Raw genomic sequence first — 19504 nt, forward strand, 5'->3', positions numbered from 1 at the left:
CGCTGTCAGCGGAGCTTATGCTCAGTTTGGCGGGCGCGCCTGGCGCGTTTCGTAAAAGGTTGCGCGCTCGTCCCAGCGGATCAGAAGTTCCTGGGCGGCGCGGGGCACCGAGACGTGGTCTTCGGCCTCGGCTTTCCGCGCAGACGGTCGCTTGGAGGCGTCGAAATTCATTACCCAGATGAATTCGACCTCGTCGTCTGCAACGCGCCGCAGAAGCTCCATGTTCTGATACCCGGGGAGCCGAAGCCCCTCGATGGCTGGAAATATCAAATTCTCGACCAGCCGCTCATATGCATCTGCGTTGTCGGGGGTGGTATAACTTCGCCAAATACGTCTTATCACGTCAATTGCCTTCTTCGTACCGCGTCATCCCGCACCCCGAGCAGGCTGGAAGTGGGATGTTTCGCCAGCGGGTGCAAGGTGCAGTTGTTAAAAAATATGACAGAATTGTGTAAGCTGGCGCCCGCGCGCACACGGCCACGTCACCAATTGTCTTGTGCTCGAACAAGACCCCGCCGGCACTCCTGGCATAGTGTGATCCTGTTGCGGATTCGCCGGCGGCTACCTATTCAATTGGCAGGCCGAGAACCAGGGGAGTGAGAGATGCCCGAGACCAGCCCGTTCGTAGTCGACGCCGATTGGCTTCAATCGAGACTCGGGGCGCCAGGGCTCTCGATCGTCGATGCATCCTGGTATCTCCCGGCGCAGAAGCGCTATGCGCGCGCCGAATATGATGCGGCGCATATTCCCGGCGCCATCTTCTTCGACCTCGATGACGTGGTCGATCCGGACTCCGATCTTCCGCATATGCTGCCGCGCCCCGGCATTTTCGCTCGTCATGTGGGCGCCATGGGCATATCCGCCGACGACACGATCGTGGTCTATGACGGACCGGGCTTCTTCTCCGCGCCGCGCGTCTGGTGGATGTTCCGGACCATGGGCGTCTATCAGGTCTATGTGCTGGACGGCGGCTTCGATCGCTGGAGAACCGAAAGTCGCCCGGTGACGGCGGAGCCGACGAAGACCGCACCCAATGTCTTCTATCCCAATTTCGATGCCTCTCGCGTTGCTTCGCTCGAAGACATGCGCCGCATTGTCGAAACGGGGGCCAGCCAGATCGCCGATGCACGTTCGCCTGGGCGTTTTGCCGGTGTCGACCCAGAGCCGCGTCCGGGTATTCGCGCCGGCCATATGCCGAGTGCCAGAAACGTGCCTTACTCGGCTCTTTCGCAGAATGGCGAATTGCTGCCACTAGAGCGCCTTAAGGAAGTGCTGGAGGGCGCCGGCATCGATCTGGACAAGCCGGTAGTGACGTCCTGCGGTTCGGGTGTCACGGCAGCGGTAATCACGCTGGCGCTTGAAAGCCTGGGCCATACCGACAACCGACTCTATGACGGCTCCTGGACCGAATGGGGCGCACAGGCCGACACGCCGGTTGTCAAAGACTAAGGCCGGTTGTGAAGGGCTAGGAATGAAAATGATCGACGACGACGAGGCCAAGACCATCCCGGTCACGGTGACTTTTCTCGAAATGCACGTGCCGCCGGCCTACTATCCGCCGCTGCCGCTCAACAAGCAGATCGCACTTCTGAGGGCGCGGACCATACCGTTGCATTTCTACCGCTACCTGATCGATCGCGTCGGTCGGAAATGGCATTGGGTCAATGCGCTGCGGCTCAACGATGAGGAGCTTGCAGCGGGTTTGCATCGCGAGGACCGCGATGTGCGCGTCCTCTATCTCGACGGCGCGCCGGCCGGCTTCTTCGACATCAAGCCGCATTTGCCCGACGAGGTGGAACTCGCCTATTTCGGCATGATGGAACATGCGATCGGGCAGGGCATTGGCCGCTGGTTCCTGGGCGCGGCCATCGAGGCCGCCTGGTCGTACAAGCCAAAACATGTGTCGGTGCAGACCTGCACGATGGATCATCCAGCCGCGCTGCCGCTCTATCAGAAACTTGGCTTTTCGCCGGTCGGGCAGAAGCAGGAACTGGTCCGGACCATGACCTTTGACGAGCGCTCGGCCAGCGTCATGCGGCCGTAAACTTTCCAGCCGAGGAAAAGGCCCTTCGCATCCCAAAAGTGCCGTGGGTCCATTGGTTTAGAAACCCGATGTGGACGAAAGCGGCGAAATTTCACGTCGTCGCCGGCTTCGTCCACAATTGTCGTCTCCCTGTCATCTGACCGAGACGTGAGCGTCATCCAGCCTCTCTAGAGGAAGCCTCAGCGGGCGTCGTGCTCGCGAGAGATTCTTTTGGAGATCACGATGAAAAGATTGGCTCTTCTCGCGATGGCCGCCACGGCTTTCGCAACCGGCGCTTCGGCCGCCGAACGCACGAAGTTCGAGTTCTGGTACGGCCTGACGGGCGACCTCGGCGAGGTCGTGGCCAACCATTGCAAGCTCTTCAACGAGTCGCAGGACAAGTACGAGGCGATCTGCACCGGGCAGGGCGGCTACGACAAGGCCGAGCAGAACACCATCGCCGCCTTCCGCGCCAAGCAGCATCCGACCGTCGTCCAGATCTATGACGCCGGCACCGTGAACTTCATGCTGTCGGGCGCGATCTACCCGGCCAACAAGTTCGCCAAGGACTACAACCTCGACATCGACTGGAGCAAGTATTTCCCGGGCATCGCCAACTACTACGCCACCTCGAAGGGCGAGATGTGGTCGTTCCCCTACAACTCCTCGACCGCCGTCCTCTATTGGAACAAGGACGCCTGGGCCAAGATCGGCAAGGACAAGGCTCCGGCCACCTGGGCTGAGTTCGGTGAAGACCTCAAGGCGCTCAAGGCTGCCGGCGTGGACTGCGGCTTTGCCTTCGACTTCGACAGCTGGATGAACCTTGAGCAGTTCTCCGCCATCAACGGCATCCCGCTTGCCACGCTCGAAAACGGCTACGGCGGCCTCGGCGCCGAAATCGCCTTCAACAAGACCGCCTTCGTCGACCACATGAAGGACTTCAAGGCTTGGATGGACGCCGGTTATGCGCGCATCCAGACCAACCAGACCGGCAAGAACCTGATCCAGTCCTTCGCCGACGGCACCTGCGCCTCCACCACCTCGTCAATCGCCAACCACGGCACCGTTCACAACACGCAGGTCGCCGGCCTGAACTGGGACGTGGCCAAGCTTCCGGTCATCGACGCTTCCAAGCGCACCAACTCCATCGTCGGTGGCGCCTCGCTGTGGGTCATGGAAGGCAAGTCGAAGGAAGAATACGAGGCCGCTGCCGCCTTCCTGAAGTATGTGACCGCTCCGGACACCGGCGAAAAGTACATCGCCGAGAACACCGGCTACATCCCGGTCACCACCGCCGGCTTCGAACTGCTCAAGTCCGAAGGCTTCTACAACGACCCGAAGCGTAGCGGCCGCGAAACCGCGATCGAGTCGCTCACCGCGTCCGACGTCACTCCGCTCAGCCGCGGCATCCGCCTCGGCAACTTCACCTCGATCCGCGCCGAAGTCCGCTCCGAGCTGGAAGCGGCTTTCGCCGGTCAGAAGACCGTCGAGCAGGCCATCGACGCCGCTGCTGACCGCAGCAACCAGATCCTGCGTCGCTACGAGCAGACCTTCAAGGGCAAGACCCTGCCTTGAGCCGGAATTGACATCCGGTTCCTCGAGAAGATTGGCGCCGCCTGAAGGGGCGGCGCCGCATTTGAGGCTGCAGATATCGGAGGCTTTCGCCCGTGGAAAAACGCGCCACCTTTTCAAATCTCTGGCTGGCGGCCGCATTCATCGCGCCGCAGATGCTGCTGATTTTCACTTTCTTCTATTGGCCGACAGGCGAGGCGCTCTATTGGGCGGTTTCGCTGGAGGCGCCCTTCGGCGGATCCAATGAATGGGTCGGCTGGCTCAATTTCCAGACGGTCTTTTCCGACCCGAAATACTGGGATTCCGTACGCGTTTCGCTGCTTTTCGCCCTGTCGTCCACCGCGCTGTCGCTGGGGATAGCGGTGCTACTGGCGCTGTTCGTGGACCGCAGGCTGGCGGGGCATCAGGTCTACAAATTCACCTTCTTCCTGCCCTATGCGCTGGCAGCGCCCGCGGTCGGCCTTGCCTTCCGCTTCATCTTCTCGCCTGACGCAGGCTTCGTGTCGGCCGTCAATCGCATCTGGCCCGGCCTCTGGAACCCGGCATTCAACGGCAATGACGCCTTCATCATGATCGTGCTGGCCCAGGCCTGGATGATGGTCGGCTACAACTTCATCTTTTTCCTGGCCGCGCTGCAGTCGATCCCGCGCACCGTCTCCGAAGCGGGAGCCATGGATGGCGCCGGCGTGCTGCGCCGCATGTGGGACATTCAGCTGCCGCTGATCACGCCGACGCTGTTTTTCCTCATCGTCATCAACATCACCGACAGCTTCGTGAATTCCTTCGGCATCGTCGACATCACCACCGGCGGCGGTCCCGCCCGGGCTACGGAAGTGATGGTCTACAAGATCTATTTCGATGGCTTCCGGGGTAAGGACTATTCGCTCGCGGCCGCCCAATCCATCGTGCTGATGCTGCTGATCATCGCGCTGACCTTCATCCAGTTCCGCTTCATCGAGCGGCGCGTGCACTATTCGTGAGGAGGCGCTGACATGGTCGAACGCAATCCCATTCTCGACACCTTCACGCATGCCCTGCTGATCATCAGCCTCATCGCGCTCCTGATACCGTTCTGGATCGTCTTTGTGGCTGCCTCGCATGACTTCCACACCGTCAACCAGGTGCCGATGCCGCTTTGGCCCGGCTCCCACTTCTTCGAAAACATCTCGACTGCCTGGGTGCAGGGCAATTTCAGCCGCGTAATGCTGAACTCCATGATCGTGGCTGTCGGCGTCACCGGCGGCAAGATCCTGATCGCATCGCTGTCCGCCTTCTCGATCGTCTATTTCAACTATCGGCTGCGGACACTGATGTTCTGGCTGATCTTCATCACGCTGATGCTGCCGCTGGAAGTCCGCATCGTGCCGACCTACGCCGTCGCCGCCGACGTGCTGCGGCCCTACCGCGAGATATTGAATCTCTTCGGCCTGTCTATCGGATTGCCTGAATGGAACATGCTGAATTCCTATTCGGGCCTGATACTGCCGCTCATCGCCACCGCGACCGGCACTTTCCTCTACCGGCAGTTCTTCCTGACCGTTCCGGACGAACTGACGGAAGCGGCCAAGATGGACGGTTCAGGCCCGATACGCTTCTTCCTGGAAGTGCTTTTGCCGCTTTCCAAGACCAACATGGCAGCACTCGCGACCATCATGTTCGTCTGGTCGTGGAACCAGTATCTGTGGCCGCTGCTCATCATCACCGACCAGGCCCACTACGCCACGGCGACCATGCAGCTTCAGAAGGTCGTGCCCGGCCCGGTCTTCGGTGACCCGCCGATCTGGAACATCGCGATGGCGTCGAACCTCATCGTGCTGACGCCGCCGGTGCTCGTCACTATCCTGCTGCAGCGCTGGTTCGTGCGCGGCCTCATCTCAACTGACAAATAGGAGCGACAACGATGGCTGAAATCGTGTTGCGAGATGTTCGCAAATCCTACGGCAAGAACGAAGTCGTCCACGGCGTGAACCTCGACATCGCTACCGGCGAGTTCATCGTCATCCTCGGCCCTTCGGGCTGCGGCAAGTCGACCCTGCTGCGCATGGTTGCGGGGCTGGAAACGATCACGGCCGGCGAAATCGAGATCGGCGGGAAGGTGGTGAACCAGATGGAGCCGCGCGAGCGCGGCTGCGCCATGGTGTTCCAGAACTATGCCCTCTATCCGCATATGACGGTGGCCGAGAACATCGGCTACTCGCTGAAGATCGCGGGCGTTTCCAAGGCAAAGCGCCGCGCCCGCGTCGAAGAGGTGGCCGGCCCGCTCGGTCTTTCGGAATTCCTGGATCGCAAGCCCGGCCAGCTTTCGGGCGGCCAGCGCCAGCGCGTTGCCATGGGCCGCGCGATGATCCGCGAGCCGCGCGTGTTCCTCTACGACGAGCCGCTCTCCAATCTCGATGCGCGGCTGCGCGTTGCGATGCGCGTCGAGATCCGCAAGCTGCACCAGCGGCTGGGCACGACCACGCTTTTCGTTACTCACGATCAGGTCGAGGCCATGACGCTGGCCGATCGCATCGTGGTGATGAACAAGGGCGTGGTCGAGCAAGTCGGCGCTCCAAGTGAGATCTACAACCGCCCGCAGTCGACCTATGTGGCAGGCTTCATCGGCTCGCCGGGCCTCAACATGGTGTCGGGCACAGTCGATCCGGCTGCTGGCGTCGTACGGCTCACAGACGGCCAGGAACTTGCCTATGACCGCGAGCGCTGGCCGGTGGTGACGCCGGGACCCATCACGGCCGGTTTCCGGGCCGAGAATGTCGAGCTTTCGAATGTCGGCCTGAAAGGGTCGTTCGACTTTGCTGAGGAGCTCGGCTCGGCGCGGCTCGTACATGGCACTGTCGGCGACCAGATGGTCGTGGCCCATGTGGATGGCCAGCTGCATTTCGAACCCGGCGATCCCATCCAGTTCAAGATCGATCCCTCGGAAGTCCATCTGTTCGACGCAGCTTCCGGCCGCCGGCTTGCCGGCGAGCGCAGCCCGATGCCTGCTCGCAACGAGGCCGCCCGCGGTTTGGTCAAGGCCTGAGCCACCTATGGGGCAGGGGCGCTGCGGCACCCTTGCCCGCTCCCTCGCTTGCTCCACTTGTCAGCAAAGCTTCATCCGCATGTCGGCTGGCTGACATGAGAATCAAACATTGTCCGGCCGATCAGCCGCCGTCATGCGGCCACTAGTTTAAGGATATCTTCCATGCTCCCCAACGGCGTCTTCGGCACCGGCATTTCGGCCCATAAGAGACAGGCAGACCTTTCCGACTTTGCCGATGAGCTCGACATGATCGAGGGGCTCGGCGTCGAGTCCATCGAGTTGCCGACCTTCAGCATGGATGTGGTCGTCGGGGGACGCATTCGCCGTCCGCAACTCGAGGCCTTGAAGCGCGCCTGCGCCGGCCGCGATGTCGGCTATTCGGTTCACGGGCCGCTGGGCATCAACTTCATGGACGAGGCATACCGTCTGCCGCGCCACATGGACGTGCTGGAAGCCTCCCTGGAAGTGGCCGCCGAGGTTGGTGCGGAGCACTATGTGATCCATTCGGGAATGGTGCCGTTGCAGCAGTCTGCCGGTATCGAGGCTGCCTATGGCCGGCAGCGCGAATGTCTTGCCAAGGCAGGCGATGTCGCCAGGCAGCTCAATCTCGTCCTTTGCGTCGAGACGCTGTTTGGCGGCTACGATGGAAAGATCCATGCGTCGTGGCCGTCGCGGCTTGCGGCGGAACTCGAGGCGATCAGCCACCCGAATGTGATGGCGACTCTGGATTTCAGCCACGCCTATCTGCAGCTCGATTTCGACGGCGGACGCGATCGCTTCGTCGAAGAGATCAAGGTTCTGGCCCCCTATGCCCGTCACCTGCATATCCATGACAGTTTTGGCCGCCAGGACGACATCTGGATGTATGACGAAGGCGAGCGTCTCGCCTACGGTCATGGCGACCTGCATCTGCCGGTCGGCTGGGGCGATATCCCTTGGGATACGCTGATGGCCGAATGCCGGTTCCACGAGAGCGTACTGTTCAACATCGAGTTGAAGGATCGCTACTGGTACGCGGCCCAGGAAACGGTCGACGCCACCAGGGCGCTTGCCGCCAAGGCGCAGACTATCCGGACACGCGCCGCAGCCTGAGCGCTGGTCTCCTCGATTTCGGCAACCGAAGCTGAAGGCTCTGTTCATCAAGTCTTCAGCTTGCGGAGGGCATGTACGCGGTCATCAAGACGGCCGCCGTGCCACTGCTGAAGGAGACCACTTAATGCTCAACCGCCGCCACTTCGCTGCTGCCATGGTCGCGCTGATCGCCTTTCCGGCCGTCGCATCGGCGCAGAATGCCATGCCGTCAGCCTCGCAGATCGAGCGCAGGCTGGAAGCTGCACCGCAGCGCCAGCTGCGTCGCGACCAGCGCGTGACGGTGGGCGAGTTCAAGCGGCGGCCGGAGCTGCGCCGCATGGCGCCGTCGATCGACATCCAGGCGATCAACTTCGAGTTCGGTTCGGCCGAGGTTCCCTATTCGCAATATGGCAAGCTCGAGCAGATCGCCAACGCCATCGAACGGCTGCAGCGCCGGCGGCCGAATACACGTATCCTGATCGAGGGGCATACCGACGCCGTCGGCTCGGCCCAGTCCAACCAGATACTCTCCGAGCGTCGTGCGGAGTCGATGAAGCGCGTCATGGTGCGCGAGTTCCGCATCCCGCCCCATGCGCTGGAAACGGTCGGCTACGGCAAGGAATTTCTGCTTGTGCCGACGCAAGAAGAGAACTGGCAGAACCGCCGCGTAACCTTGAGGCGCATTGACGATTTCTTGCGCTGACAACCGCCTGATTTCCTGCTTTGAGAAGGGCCCGCCGATGATATCCATCGGCGGGCCCTTTCCGTCTCGGGCTCGAAAGGGCGATATTTATCAGTCGTTTAGATTTTACACGCGCCCGTGATGACGCCTTGAGACAGCGTCGCACTCTTGTGATTGGTATGTGTTTGGGAAGCCGACTATCTAAGTAGTGTCGGATGAAATGCTCCTTACGAAAGCAAGTTTTTTGACAGTAGCGATCAAGTGCAAAAGTCAAAATATGGCGGATGTGAATAATAGTTGAGTTCTGCCAAGCGTTTCTACGAAATATTCGTCTTGGGTGACGAGAAATATTGTTATTAAGGAGACGGAAAATGAGAAAGATGCTTTTTGCTTTTGCGGCAGTTCTCCTTGGATCTGGCGCAGCCTTGGCCGACTCTGCACCGACTTCGGTCATTGTGAATCCGCACAGCATTGTTCGTGAGACCTTTGCGCAGGCGCGGATCACTGGCGACACGGCGCCGGAGGTCAAGATCGTCAAGCCGCAGTCGCGAGTGGACTTCAAGAGCGCCGCGGCCATCCAGGCTCCGCACTATGGCACTCAGTTCAATTCTCGTGACGGCGACGCGGCGCCGCCGATGAATTGAGCCGGCGAGATACTCCAACGAGCCTGTGTGGGTACGGGCTCGGGGCCCAAGGGCGACGGATCTGATCCGTCGCCCTTTTCATTTTTGTCGAGGCCTTCCTTGCAAAAAAAAATCGCCGGTCGAAGCCGGCGATTTTGCTTTGCGATCGGCGGTTCAAACGCTCAGGCGGCAAGAACCGCCTTCGGTTCCGCCATCTCGTAGCCGAGCGCCTCGGCCACCGCGCGGTTGGTGATCCGGCCCTTGTGCACATTGAGGCCGTTGCGCAGATGCGGCTCGTCCACCAGCGCCTTCAGGCCCCGGTCGGCCAGCAGCAGGCCATAGTGCAGCGTCGCGTTGTTCAACGCATGCGCCGAGGTGACCGGCACCGCGCCCGGCATATTGGCCACGCAGTAGTGGATGATGCCGTCGACCTCATAGGTCGGGTTTGCGTGGGTGGTCGGATGCGAGGTTTCGAAGCAGCCGCCCTGGTCGATCGCGACGTCGACCAGCACCGAGCCCTTCTTCATGCCCGAGAGCATTTCGCGCGAGACGAGCTTGGGCGCGGCCGCACCGGGAATGAGCACGGCGCCAATTACCGCATCGGCCGAGAAGCATTCTTCCTCAAGTGCCTCGACGGTCGAGTAGCGGGTACGGACGCGGCCGTTGAATATGTCGTCGAGCTGACGCAGGCGCGGAATGGAGCGGTCGAGGATGGTGACCTCCGCGCCGATGCCGACCGCCATCTTGGCTGCATTGAGGCCGACGACGCCGCCGCCGATGATGGCGACCTTGCCGGCCGGCACGCCGGGTACGCCACCAAGCAGCACGCCACGTCCGCCATTGGCCTTCTGCAGCGCAGTTGCGCCCGCCTGGATGGCCAGGCGGCCTGCGACTTCCGACATCGGCGCCAGCAGCGGCAGGCCGCCGCGATCGTCGGTGACCGTCTCATAGGCGACGGCGGTGACGCCGGAGGCCAGCAGGCCCTTGGTCTGTTCCGGATCCGGCGCCAGGTGCAGATAGGTGTAGAGGATCTGGCCTTCGCGCAGTTGCACCCATTCGTTGGGTTGCGGCTCCTTCACCTTGACGATCATGTCGGACCGGGCGAAGACCTCCTCGGCCGTCTTGGCGATGGTTGCGCCGGCAACACGGTAGGCGTTGTCGTCGGCGCCGATGCCGGCGCCGGCACCCGTCTCGACCAGAACTTCGTGGCCGTGGGCGGCATATTCGCGTACTGCGCCTGGGGTCAGGCCGACGCGGTATTCATTGTTCTTGATTTCCTTGGGGCATCCGACGCGCATTTGGGTCCTCCGCTGTTTTTTCCCTTGACGCTAGGGTAAGGTCAATGAAATCACAGAATCGGTCGTGCATCCTTGCGAAATGGGTTGCTGGTTGCCCTTAAAATAGGTATTTTTTGCACGAAAAGTACATTTCTTCGCAGGAAAGACGAAAAATGTCTCTGGACAGGATTGATATCGCCATTCTCGACGCTTTGCAGAAGGATGGGCGCATTCCCAATGCGGCGCTGGCCGAAAAGGTCGGCCTGTCCCAATCGGCCTGCTCGCGTCGCCTGGACAATCTCGAAAAGAGCGGCGTCATCCGCGGCTACCATGCGCGGCTGTCGAATACCGCGCTGGGCCACCAGATGACGGCGATCGTGCATATTTCGCTGTCGGGGCAGTTCGAGAAGACGCTGTCCGACTTCGAGGCGGCGATCAAGCGCTGCCCTAACGTGTTGTCCTGCCACCTGATGTCGGGGGAATACGACTATATTTTGCGCATCGCCGCCAAGGACCTCGCCGATTACGAGCGCATCCACAAGGAATGGCTATCGGCGATGCCGCATGTGACCAAGATCAATTCCTCCTTTGCGCTCCGCGAGATCATCGACCGGACAGCCTTGGGCATGAAGCCCGAACTGGCCTGACCGCAAAGCACCGGCCCAAATAACTTTCCCAACGTAATCGCATTGGGTGGGCGCCGCGTCATTCCCCTGTCATCCGCACCTGCTGGACTTGCGAAAAATTCGGCGCGAAACTCTCCCGGTTTCGACGTCGATTTTTTTGAACCTTATTCCGCAGGAGAGAAAACTCATGTCGCAGGTGCTTCATTCGATCACCCGCCGGTCCTTTCTGGCAGGCTCTGCCGCCGTCGGCGCCCTGGTGATGCTGCATCCCTTTTCGGCGCGCGCGCAGGCCAACCAGGCTCATCTTCGCATCATGGAGACCACCGACATCCATGTGAACGTGCTGCCGTACGACTACTACGCCGACAAGCCCAACGACACGATGGGCCTTTCCCGTACCGCCTCGATCATCGACGCCGTGCGCAGGGAAGCCACCAACAGCATGCTGATCGACAACGGCGACCTGCTGCAGGGCAGCCCCATGGGCGACTACATCGCCTATGAGAAGGGCCTGAAAGAAGGTGACGTTCACCCGATCATGAAGGGCATGAACCTGCTCGGCTACGAGTGCTCGACGCTCGGCAACCATGAGTTCAATTACGGCCTATCCTTCCTCGACAAGGTGCTGGCCTCCGCGAACTTCCCCTTCGTCTGCGCCAACCTCGTTCGCGGTACGCAGCTCGCGTCGAACCCGCGCGACGACAAGCTCTATCTCAAGCCCTATGTGATCCTCGACAGGAAGCTCAAGGACGGCGCAGGTGAGGAGCATCCGATCCGCATCGGCGTCATCGGCTTCGTGCCGCCGCAGGTCATGATCTGGGATGCCAAGAACCTGACCGGCAATGTGATGACGCGCGACATCGTCGAGGCGGCCAAGGCCTGGGTGCCGCAGATGAAGGAAGAGGGCGCCGACATCGTGATCGCGCTTTCGCATTCCGGCATCGACACCAAGCAAAGCGACCTCATGGAGAACGCGTCGTTCTTCCTGGCCGGCGTCGAGGGCATCGATGCGGTCTTCACCGGCCACCAGCATCTGGTCTTCCCGGGCAAGAAGGATTTCCAGGGGCTCGAGGGCGTGGACACCGAAAAGGGCACGCTGCAGGGCAAGCCCGCCGTGATGGGCGGCTTCTGGGGCTCGCATATGGGCCTGATCGACCTGCTCTTGGAGCGCGACGGCAACAAGTGGCGCGTGGCGTCGGCCACTTCCGAGGCGCGGCCGATCTATGAGCGCGTCGACAACAAGAACAAGGCGCTCGTCGAGGACGACAGCCGCCTCGTCGATGCGCTCAAGGAAGATCATGAAGCGACGCTCGCCTATGTGCGCCGCCCGGTCGGCAAGACCTCGGCGCCGCTCTATTCCTACTTCGCGCTGGTCGCCGACGATCCGTCGGTGCAGATCGTGAGCCAGGCGCAGACCTGGTACATCAAGGATCTGCTCAAGGACTCGAAGTGGAAGGACCTGCCGGTGCTGTCGGCAGCTGCGCCCTTCAAGGCCGGCGGCCGCGGCGGCGCCGACTACTACACCGACGTGCCGGCCGGCGACATCGCCATCAAGAACGTCGCCGACCTCTATCTCTACCCGAACACAGTGCGGGCGGTTGAGGTCACCGGCGCGCAGGTCAAGGAATGGTTGGAAATGTCGGCCGGCATCTTCAACAAGATCGAGCCGGGCAAGGCCGACCAGGTGCTCATCAACAAGGACTTCCCGTCCTACAATTATGACGTCATCGACGGCGTGACCTACAAAATCGACCTGTCGGAAGCGCCGAAATACGATGCCAAGGGCGGGGTTGCCAACGCCTCGTCGAACCGTATCAAGGATCTCATGTTCGAGGGGAAACCCATTGATCCGGAAGCGAAATTCGTGGTCGCCACCAACAATTACCGCGCCGGCGGCGGCGGCAATTTCCCTGACATCAACGAATCCAAGATCATCTTCGAAGCCCCGGATACGAACCGCGACGTGATCGTCCGCTATATCGTCGAGCAGAAGACCATCAACCCGTCGGCCGACGGCAACTGGTCGTTCGCGCCGCTACCGGGCACGACGGTGATCTTCGAAACCGGCCCGAAGGCGAAGCAGTTCCTCGATCAGGTCCAGGGCGTGAAGATCGAAGCGGCCGGCGACGGTGCGGACGGGTTCGCGAAATACCGTATCATTCTTTGAGCGGCAGCAAGCCTTCCACAGCACTGGGGGGTCGAAAAGAGCAAAAGAGAAGGGCGGCAGAATGGTCTGCCGCCCTTGCTGTTTGGGAGGTGACAATCAGGCCGTCAGCGGCTGATCTCCACGCTCTGAGGGTTCACGATGACCGAGGACGGTGCCGCGTCGCCACCGCGCATATTGCGCGTGGTGGTAGCGAAGCCGCCGAAGCCGACAGCGCCGCCGCCGCCCATGCCATAGCCGGCGCCGATGCCATAGTACCTGGGCGCCCCATAGGCGCCAAAGCCGTAGTACCGAGATCCATAGGCGCCGATGCCGTAGTAGCGAGGCCCGTAGGCGCCAAAGCCATAGTGCCGAGGCCCATAGACGCGATGGTGTACGACCCTGCCAATGCCATAGGACCGATGATACGGCACATAGGCGCCATGGTGAACGCCGCGCACGCCATAGTGCCGATGCGGCCCATAGGCGCCGAGGCCGCGGGTTCCGGAGATTCCGTAGTTTGCAGGCGGGCGTACCACATTTACGGGCGGTGCAGCATCGCCCATACGCGAGTTATAGTCCTGAGCCATAGCCAGAGAGGCGCTCGACGCCACAAGCAATGCGGCGAAGGGGATGATGAGCTTTTTCATGGATATTCTCCGTTTTCTTAGTCGCTCGAAAGGGTGGCCTTTAACCAGGCGTCGAGCCGACACAGAATTACGAAGATAAGTCTGGGAGATTTTTCCTATCTTCGTTACTTAACAAAGATAGGCTTTGTGCCGTCCACCTACAAATCAATCCGTCGCGACGCTTGGATCACAGGGCGTCACGTGTTCGTGTGGCTAAAGGATTGCATTGGGTGGATGGGCCAGGGAAGGGAGGAGACGGCTTGGGAGGAATAGCCGTCTCCGCAAGCGCCGGGCATCTTAGCGATGCGCGCAGGGGCGCTCTAGTGTCATGAATTCACGGGATTTTCCGTATCAATGACGGGTTCTTCAGCCAGCGGAATGCCGGCTGGACAAGCCGCTGCGATTAGCGGTTGTTGGCGCGCTGCTCGATGATCTTTGCGCGTTCCTGCTGGTTGGTCGCGCCGACCGGCGAGGTCACGGGATTGCTGGAAGAATAGTCGCTGTTGAGCGACGGCTTGACGACGACGGAGGCCGGAGCGAAGTCGCGCATCGTATTCGGCTGCGCCGGAAGGTTGCTCTGGGCGAAAGCTGCGCCAGCAGTCATGACAACAGCAGTCAGAGCGATAATGGTCTTTTTCATTGTTAGTCTCCAATGTTATGCCTGGTTGCGGGCGTGCCGAGAGGTTAGGTGGAGTGCAGTCTTGTAACTGCACAGCACCTTCGAAGTATGGGCGTGTTCGTATTGAAGCGTGCCCGAAGGAATACTTGGGAGGGCCCTCTCGGCTCTCACAACCATTGGTGCTCATATGGGCGAAGCCGTCGCGAAAATTAAGCCGGCTGAGGTTCAATCCGGTGCGAGGCGCCCCGGGAGGTCGATCACGGGAATGTGTATGTGGGTTACAGAAGCCTTGTGGCGTATGGGCTTGGCCCGCTCGCGGCGCGCAAGAGTGGTGCCGCCACATGGCCAAGAGCGGGCAAAAAATTCTTTCGAGGCTGCCCTTGAAGGCGCTGATTTTCTACCTGGCCCTGCCACAGACCGGTTTTCAGGGCCTTGGTGGTCGTGCACGTCGAGTCGCGTTGGGCGGGACAATTCGGTCTGATGCCTCATGACGCAGCAGACTTGGCCGCACAGCTGGTCGATTTGCATTGACGCGTCCGTTGCGGCGACCCAAAAGACGCCTCGCAGATAAAGGAGGCGGCATTGATCCGGCACATCGTATTCTTCAGCGCTAAGGAAGGGCAGGACGTGCAGGCTGTTCGCTCGGGTCTGCTCGCGCTGGCCGCCATTCCGCATTCGAGCCACTTCGAGGTGACGGTCAACACCAAGGTCGATCCGCTTTGCGACGCGATCGACCTGGTCGTCTATGCCGAATTTGCCGACGCTGCTGCGCTTGCGGCCTACAAGGCCCACCCGATCTATGCCGAGACCACGCGCAAGGTCCGGCCGATGCGCGAACTGCGCTTTTCGGCCGATGTGGTGGCCGAGGCGGGCTGACGCCTCTCTTGAGTTGGCATGCCAACCAATTGGCATGGCGCACTTTTCGCACCTGGCACCTGTGCCAGTCTGTGGCATCTGTCCCAAAACGATCCAGGCAAGTTGGCGCGCCAGTGACCCGATACGGTGCGGGTGGCCAAGATTCCTACGGAAACCCGCGCATTTTCGGCGATTGGGGCGTCAACCTCGACTTGGCACGGCGATTGCATTGTTATGAGTGCAAGGCAGGGGTTCTTGAATCCAAGACAGGGGGCTTTGCATGAGGCAGTTATGCTGCCTTCGGAGGGGAAGGGGTTCGGCCTGAGTGTGACTTCTAGTCTGCCGGTCTAGCACCTTCCCCGACGAAGTTTTGGGCCCAGCCGCTGGGCAATGGACAACCTCCCGCAATGCGCTAATCATGCAATCGGGGCACGGTGCCCCTTGCAGGCCAGGCGATGCTCATTCCGCGGAAAATTCCGATCAACGAAATCTACGTGCCTGCCGCGCGCCGCAAGACGCTGCATCCGGAGACGGTGCGGCTGATCGCCGAGAGCATCGTCGAAAATGGACAGCAGACGCCAATTCAGGTGCGTCACGACGGCAAGCGCTACGTGCTGATCGAAGGCCTGCACCGGCTCGAGGCCCTGAAATGGCTAGGCGAGACCACCATCGACGGATATCTGGTCCACGCCCGGAGGCATTGATCCCTTTCAGCCGTGGCCGCCCTTGGCCGCCTCCTGCGTCAGCGTCGCGATGAAGCGCTTGGTGCGTTGATGCTCGGGATGGGTGAAGACCTGCCGCGCCGGGCCCTTTTCCACCACCATGCCGCCATCGAGAAACACCACTTCCTTGGCGATGGTCGAAGCGAGCCGCAGATCGTGCGTCGCCATCACCATGGTCGTGCCTTCCTTGGCCAACTCCGCCAGAACGTCGACGACCTCCTGTGCCAGTTCCGGATCGAGCGCCGAGGTCGGCTCGTCGCACAACAGAACTTTGGGCGAGGGCGCGAGCGCGCGCGCGATTGCCACGCGCTGCTGCTGCCCGCCGGAAAGCGTTGCCGGCCATGCATCGGCCTTGTGAGCCATGCCGACCTTTTCCAGAAGCGCCATCGCGCGTGCGCGCGCTTTGTCGGCCGGCCATTTGAGCACGGTGACGAGCCCTTCCATGACGTTTTCGATCGCGGTTCGGTGCGGGAAGAGCTGGAAGTTCTGGAACACCATGCCGGTCTGGCGACGGATGCGCTGGATGGCATCGCGCGGGACGCGCTGGCCGGGATGAAAGACCAGCTGTTGATCGCCCAGCCGCAAGGTTCCCGAGGTGGGAATTTCGAGCAGGTTGATGCAGCGCAGCAGGGTGCTCTTGCCGCCGCCTGACGGGCCCACGAGGGCCGTGACGCTGCCTTCCTCAATCGAGACCGTGACGCCCCTCAGCACGACCGCGTCGCCGAAGCGCTTTTCGATGTTTTCCAGGCCGATCATGCGCGCGCCTCGATAAAGCCGCCATAGCGCCCGAGACGGCGCTCAAGCCTGACCTGCAGGGCCGACAGGATGGAACTCAGCGCCAGATAGATCAACGCCGCCTGGATATAGAGGATAAGCGGTTCGTAAGTGGTGGCGACGATACGCTGCGCTGCCTGAAAAAGCTCAGGCACAGTGATGGCGGCGGCAAGCGAAGTGTCCTTCACCAGCGAGATAAAGGTGTTCGACAAGGGCGGCACCGCCACGCGGGCAGCCTGGGGCAGGATCGTGCGGCGCATGGCCTGCGACCAGCTCATGCCGATGGAATAAGCCGCCTCCCACTGGCCCTTGGGCACAGAGCCTATCGCCGCGCGGACGATCTCCGAACTGTAGGCGCCGACATTCAGCGTGAAGCCGATGAGAGCGGCAGGAAAGGCGTCGAGCACGATGCCGACATTCGGCAGACCGTAGAAGATCAGGAACAGCTGCACCAGAAGCGGGGTGCCGCGAATGATCCAGACATAGAAGCGCGCGATGGCTGCAAGCGGCGCGGGGCCGAACAGTCTGACCAGTGCGGTGATCAGGCCGACGGTCAGGCCGAATGCAAACGAAAGCAGCGTGAGGGGCGCCGTAAACGCCACGGCCGCCCACAGGAGCGGGCCGAATGAATCCAGCATCAACTGAAGCCAGTGCGGCAAGGAAGTGTCCTCCGGTTATCCGGAAAGTTTGCAGGTTTTGTCGTAAAGATCATGTGCAAAATTAAAGGGCTGACCGATCAGGGCGATCGATCAGCCCTTTTTGTGCGGCAGGCGACTTATTTCGAGACGTCCTGCCCGAAATATTTGTCGGCAATCTTCTGATAGGTGCCGTCAGCCTTGATTTCGTTCAGCGCGCTGTTGATAGCTGCGAGCAGTTCGGGTTCGCCCTTGCGGATGATGATGCCCGAATAGTCGGCCTTGTCCTCGGTGGCGGCGATCTTCACATTGGCATCGGGCTTGTGCTTCTTGAAGTCGAGGAAGGACAGGCTGTCATTGATGGTGGCGTCCGCCCGGCCATTGAGCACAAGCTGGATCGACTGGTCAAAACCGTCCGTGCCGACCAGCTGCGCGCCGGAGGCTTCCGCCAGCTTGGCGAAATTGCTGGTGAGCGACTGCGCCGACTTCTTGTCCTTGAGGTCGGCGAAGCCCTTGATGTTCTCATTGTCGCCGCGCACGATCAGCGCCGCCTTCGAGGCGATGTAGGGCTCGGAGAAATCGTATTTCTTCTTGCGCTCCTCGGTGATGCCAACCTCGTTGATGACGGCGTCATAGCGGTTGGCATCCAGGCCCGCGATCAGGCCGTCCCAGCGCCCTTCCAGGAACTGCGCCTTGACGCCGAGGCGCTTGGCGACCGCTTCGCCGATCTCGACATCGAAGCCGACCAGCTTGCCCGAGGCATCATGATAGGTGAACGGCGCATAGGTTCCTTCGGTGCCGATGCGGAAGGCGCCCGAAGATTTGATTTCATCAAGATTCGAGCCGGCATGGCCGGGAGCAAGCGCCAGAAGCTGCAGGGCGCCGGCGACGAGCAACGTGTTCAACCATTTCATGTTGGTGCCATCCTGGGATTGGTCGGCTCATCCGGCCGAGCGGTTGCGATACGGCCTCAAACTGTCAGAATGATCGCACAAAAGGAACGCGAATGGTTTTTGTCTATTTTATCCTGGGAGAAGACCATTCCTAATTTCGAGTACTTGTGCCGATTTTATTCTAACAAGACGTGAGAACTCACGGAGTGGCGCAAAGTCACGCCGGTCTCGTCGATCAAGGCGCCGATACTTTCGCCTGAGCAAAGCGTTCCAGGCCATAGGGGCTGAGCAGCGGGTCGCGGCGACCGCCCGACATCTCGTCAGCGAGGAAACGCGCAATGGCGGGCGCAAGCGTCATGCCGGAATGCATGACTGCGACGTAGAGGCCATCGATACCAGGGGCGGCGCCGACTGCCGGAAACCCGTCGCCGGGAACCGGCCGGTGGCCGAGCAGGTGACGGTCAAAGGACAGTTCTTCGCCGGCACGCAGCATCCGCTGCATGGCCGAAAACAGCGTGGCCGCCGCTTCGGCAATGTTCTCGCGGGGAACATTGCCCTCGAAATCGCCGCCGGCGACGAGCCGCCCATCGGTGGTCTGGCGCATGTGCAATTCCGGCGCCATGACGAGGCCGCCAAGCAGGCGGCGGTGTGGGCGAGACGTGACCAGCATGCCGGGCGGCGTGGACAGCGGAAGCTCCAAGCCAGCGGTCGCGAGCAACGAAGGCGTTTCGACGCCTGCCGCGATCGCGACCATGTCGGCCGCGATCGGGCCTGCGTCGGTCTCCACGCTCGCGACGCCGTGTCCGCCCATTCTGATGGATGTCACACGACGACCCTCCAGAAGCTTCGCGCCGCCTGCCACTGCCGCCGCCATCAGGGCGCGGGAGGCTGTCAGCGGCTCGGCAGCGCCTTCCTCCGCCACATGCAGCGCGAATTCCGGAGCATTGGCGAGTTGAGGCTCGAGCCGCGCTGCTTCCTTGCGATCCACGCTGCGGATGCCGTAGCCCCAGGAGACGTGCTCCCGCGCAAAGTCTGCAAGCTTGTCCGGCGGCAGGTCCCAGATCAGTCCGCCGCTCCAGGAGACGGGCAGGCCTGGCACCTCGCGTTCCAGCCTGCGCCACTCTGCCATCGATCGAATGCGCAGGCGAAAATAGGGTTCGGGATTGCCCCAGCTGGCATTCAGCCACCCGAAGGAAATTGAGGTGGCGACGCCACCGGCGGCACCGGCTTCGATAATCGTGACGCGCGCGCCGGCGCGGACCAGATGCCAGGCCAGCGAGGCACCAATGATGCCTGCGCCAACGATCACTACATGGGAATTTTTTGGCATCTGATTTC

The 19504-nt window shown here is 61.3% G+C and carries 21 protein-coding genes; 13 read left to right on the forward strand and 8 right to left on the reverse strand.

The annotated features are described in order from the left end of the window. Positions 1-21 precede the first annotated feature (21 nt). The gene (locus tag C7I85_RS31340; protein ID WP_210203014.1) at positions 22-342 is read right to left on the reverse strand and encodes an antibiotic biosynthesis monooxygenase; all 321 of its coding nucleotides are present in this window, start codon (positions 340-342) and stop codon (positions 22-24) included. 261 nt (positions 343-603) lie between these two features. Between C7I85_RS31340 and sseA the strand changes: the two genes are divergently transcribed. From sseA to C7I85_RS02735, 9 genes are all read left to right on the forward strand, one after another. Further along, entirely contained in the window at positions 604-1449 is an 846-nt protein-coding gene (gene sseA, locus C7I85_RS02695) for a 3-mercaptopyruvate sulfurtransferase (protein ID WP_106722394.1), read from the forward strand. Positions 1450-1477: 28 nt separating this feature from the next. Then, entirely contained in the window at positions 1478-2044 is a 567-nt protein-coding gene (locus C7I85_RS02700) for a GNAT family N-acetyltransferase (protein WP_428832809.1), read from the forward strand. Between the two features lie 222 nt (positions 2045-2266). Further along, positions 2267-3598 carry an extracellular solute-binding protein gene (locus C7I85_RS02705; RefSeq protein ID WP_181257057.1) on the forward strand — a complete coding sequence of 444 codons (1332 nt, stop codon included), beginning with the start codon at positions 2267-2269 and terminating at the stop codon, positions 3596-3598. 92 nt (positions 3599-3690) lie between these two features. Beyond that, positions 3691-4575 carry a carbohydrate ABC transporter permease gene (locus C7I85_RS02710; protein WP_106722395.1) on the forward strand — a complete coding sequence of 295 codons (885 nt, stop codon included), beginning with the start codon at positions 3691-3693 and terminating at the stop codon, positions 4573-4575. A gap of 12 nt (positions 4576-4587) precedes the next feature. Continuing rightward, positions 4588-5484 carry an ABC transporter permease subunit gene (locus C7I85_RS02715; RefSeq protein WP_106722396.1) on the forward strand — a complete coding sequence of 299 codons (897 nt, stop codon included), beginning with the start codon at positions 4588-4590 and terminating at the stop codon, positions 5482-5484. 11 nt (positions 5485-5495) lie between these two features. Further along, positions 5496-6617 carry an ABC transporter ATP-binding protein gene (locus tag C7I85_RS02720; RefSeq protein ID WP_106722397.1) on the forward strand — a complete coding sequence of 374 codons (1122 nt, stop codon included), beginning with the start codon at positions 5496-5498 and terminating at the stop codon, positions 6615-6617. 162 nt (positions 6618-6779) lie between these two features. Continuing rightward, positions 6780-7709 carry a sugar phosphate isomerase/epimerase family protein gene (locus C7I85_RS02725; protein ID WP_106722398.1) on the forward strand — a complete coding sequence of 310 codons (930 nt, stop codon included), beginning with the start codon at positions 6780-6782 and terminating at the stop codon, positions 7707-7709. Positions 7710-7833: 124 nt separating this feature from the next. After that, a complete protein-coding gene (locus C7I85_RS02730; protein ID WP_106722399.1) occupies positions 7834-8391 on the forward strand; it encodes an OmpA family protein in 558 nt (185 codons plus the stop codon). 350 nt (positions 8392-8741) lie between these two features. Next, positions 8742-9014, forward strand: a complete 273-nt coding sequence (locus C7I85_RS02735) for a hypothetical protein (RefSeq protein WP_146148822.1) — start codon at positions 8742-8744, stop codon at positions 9012-9014. 161 nt (positions 9015-9175) lie between these two features. Here the strand turns inward: C7I85_RS02735 and ald are convergent, their stop codons facing one another. Continuing rightward, on the reverse strand, positions 9176-10291 hold the full coding sequence (gene ald / locus C7I85_RS02740) for an alanine dehydrogenase (protein ID WP_106722401.1): 1116 nt from the start codon (positions 10289-10291) through the stop codon (positions 9176-9178). A gap of 152 nt (positions 10292-10443) precedes the next feature. Here ald and C7I85_RS02745 point away from each other — a divergent pair, with 152 nt between their 5' ends. Both C7I85_RS02745 and C7I85_RS02750 read left to right on the forward strand, forming a co-directional pair. Beyond that, a complete protein-coding gene (locus tag C7I85_RS02745; RefSeq protein WP_106722402.1) occupies positions 10444-10917 on the forward strand; it encodes an Lrp/AsnC family transcriptional regulator in 474 nt (157 codons plus the stop codon). 166 nt (positions 10918-11083) lie between these two features. Next, entirely contained in the window at positions 11084-13063 is a 1980-nt protein-coding gene (locus C7I85_RS02750; protein WP_106722403.1) for a bifunctional 2',3'-cyclic-nucleotide 2'-phosphodiesterase/3'-nucleotidase, read from the forward strand. A 104-nt stretch (positions 13064-13167) separates the two neighbouring features. On the opposite strand, the gene C7I85_RS02755 is transcribed toward C7I85_RS02750, so the two are convergent. Then, a complete protein-coding gene (locus tag C7I85_RS02755) occupies positions 13168-13689 on the reverse strand; it encodes a hypothetical protein (RefSeq protein WP_106722404.1) in 522 nt (173 codons plus the stop codon). Positions 13690-14071: 382 nt separating this feature from the next. After that, complete coding sequence (locus C7I85_RS02760; protein ID WP_106722405.1) at positions 14072-14308, reverse strand: hypothetical protein; 237 nt, start codon at positions 14306-14308, stop codon at positions 14072-14074. A gap of 561 nt (positions 14309-14869) precedes the next feature. Between C7I85_RS02760 and C7I85_RS02765 the strand changes: the two genes are divergently transcribed. Together C7I85_RS02765 and C7I85_RS02770 are read left to right on the forward strand one after the other, a co-directional pair. Continuing rightward, positions 14870-15163, forward strand: coding sequence for a Dabb family protein (locus C7I85_RS02765; RefSeq protein WP_106722406.1), 294 nt, complete (start codon positions 14870-14872; stop codon positions 15161-15163). 434 nt (positions 15164-15597) lie between these two features. Beyond that, entirely contained in the window at positions 15598-15846 is a 249-nt protein-coding gene (locus C7I85_RS02770) for a ParB N-terminal domain-containing protein (RefSeq protein ID WP_106722407.1), read from the forward strand. A 6-nt stretch (positions 15847-15852) separates the two neighbouring features. Here the strand turns inward: C7I85_RS02770 and C7I85_RS02775 are convergent, their stop codons facing one another. The 4 genes from C7I85_RS02775 to C7I85_RS02790 all read right to left on the reverse strand — a co-directional run bounded on the left by C7I85_RS02775 (position 15853) and on the right by C7I85_RS02790 (position 19496). Continuing rightward, positions 15853-16620 (reverse strand): amino acid ABC transporter ATP-binding protein, encoded by a 768-nt coding sequence (locus C7I85_RS02775; RefSeq protein ID WP_106722408.1) that lies wholly within the window; start codon positions 16618-16620, stop codon positions 15853-15855. After that, positions 16617-17297 carry an amino acid ABC transporter permease gene (locus C7I85_RS02780; protein ID WP_106722409.1) on the reverse strand — a complete coding sequence of 227 codons (681 nt, stop codon included), beginning with the start codon at positions 17295-17297 and terminating at the stop codon, positions 16617-16619. Before C7I85_RS02780 ends, C7I85_RS02775 begins: the two co-directional genes overlap by 4 nt. A gap of 116 nt (positions 17298-17413) precedes the next feature. Continuing rightward, the gene (locus C7I85_RS02785) at positions 17414-18187 is read right to left on the reverse strand and encodes an amino acid ABC transporter substrate-binding protein (protein WP_106722410.1); all 774 of its coding nucleotides are present in this window, start codon (positions 18185-18187) and stop codon (positions 17414-17416) included. Positions 18188-18401: 214 nt separating this feature from the next. Further along, on the reverse strand, positions 18402-19496 hold the full coding sequence (locus C7I85_RS02790) for an NAD(P)/FAD-dependent oxidoreductase (RefSeq protein WP_106722411.1): 1095 nt from the start codon (positions 19494-19496) through the stop codon (positions 18402-18404). Positions 19497-19504 lie beyond the last annotated feature (8 nt).

The sequence above is a fragment of the Pseudaminobacter soli (ex Li et al. 2025) genome, assembly GCF_003012705.1.
GTDB lineage: Bacteria > Pseudomonadota > Alphaproteobacteria > Rhizobiales > Rhizobiaceae > Pseudaminobacter > Pseudaminobacter soli.

Bases quoted from the DNA above. Each gene is read 5' to 3' on its own strand.
- sseA (WP_106722394.1), top strand. From the start codon at position 604: ATGCCCGAGACCAGCCCGTTCGTAGTCGACGCCGATTGGCTTCAATCG.
- C7I85_RS02700 (WP_428832809.1), top strand. From the start codon at position 1,478: ATGATCGACGACGACGAGGCCAAGACCATCCCGGTCACGGTGACTTTT.
- C7I85_RS02705 (WP_181257057.1), top strand. From the start codon at position 2,267: ATGAAAAGATTGGCTCTTCTCGCGATGGCCGCCACGGCTTTCGCAACC.
- C7I85_RS02715 (WP_106722396.1), top strand. From the start codon at position 4,588: ATGGTCGAACGCAATCCCATTCTCGACACCTTCACGCATGCCCTGCTG.
- C7I85_RS02720 (WP_106722397.1), top strand. From the start codon at position 5,496: ATGGCTGAAATCGTGTTGCGAGATGTTCGCAAATCCTACGGCAAGAAC.
- C7I85_RS02725 (WP_106722398.1), top strand. From the start codon at position 6,780: ATGCTCCCCAACGGCGTCTTCGGCACCGGCATTTCGGCCCATAAGAGA.
- C7I85_RS02730 (WP_106722399.1), top strand. From the start codon at position 7,834: ATGCTCAACCGCCGCCACTTCGCTGCTGCCATGGTCGCGCTGATCGCC.
- C7I85_RS02735 (WP_146148822.1), top strand. From the start codon at position 8,742: ATGAGAAAGATGCTTTTTGCTTTTGCGGCAGTTCTCCTTGGATCTGGC.
- ald (WP_106722401.1), bottom strand. From the start codon at position 10,291: ATGCGCGTCGGATGCCCCAAGGAAATCAAGAACAATGAATACCGCGTC.
- C7I85_RS02745 (WP_106722402.1), top strand. From the start codon at position 10,444: ATGTCTCTGGACAGGATTGATATCGCCATTCTCGACGCTTTGCAGAAG.
- C7I85_RS02750 (WP_106722403.1), top strand. From the start codon at position 11,084: ATGTCGCAGGTGCTTCATTCGATCACCCGCCGGTCCTTTCTGGCAGGC.
- C7I85_RS02755 (WP_106722404.1), bottom strand. From the start codon at position 13,689: ATGAAAAAGCTCATCATCCCCTTCGCCGCATTGCTTGTGGCGTCGAGC.
- C7I85_RS02760 (WP_106722405.1), bottom strand. From the start codon at position 14,308: ATGAAAAAGACCATTATCGCTCTGACTGCTGTTGTCATGACTGCTGGC.
- C7I85_RS02770 (WP_106722407.1), top strand. From the start codon at position 15,598: ATGCTCATTCCGCGGAAAATTCCGATCAACGAAATCTACGTGCCTGCC.
- C7I85_RS02775 (WP_106722408.1), bottom strand. From the start codon at position 16,620: ATGATCGGCCTGGAAAACATCGAAAAGCGCTTCGGCGACGCGGTCGTG.
- C7I85_RS02785 (WP_106722410.1), bottom strand. From the start codon at position 18,187: ATGAAATGGTTGAACACGTTGCTCGTCGCCGGCGCCCTGCAGCTTCTG.
- C7I85_RS02790 (WP_106722411.1), bottom strand. From the start codon at position 19,496: ATGCCAAAAAATTCCCATGTAGTGATCGTTGGCGCAGGCATCATTGGT.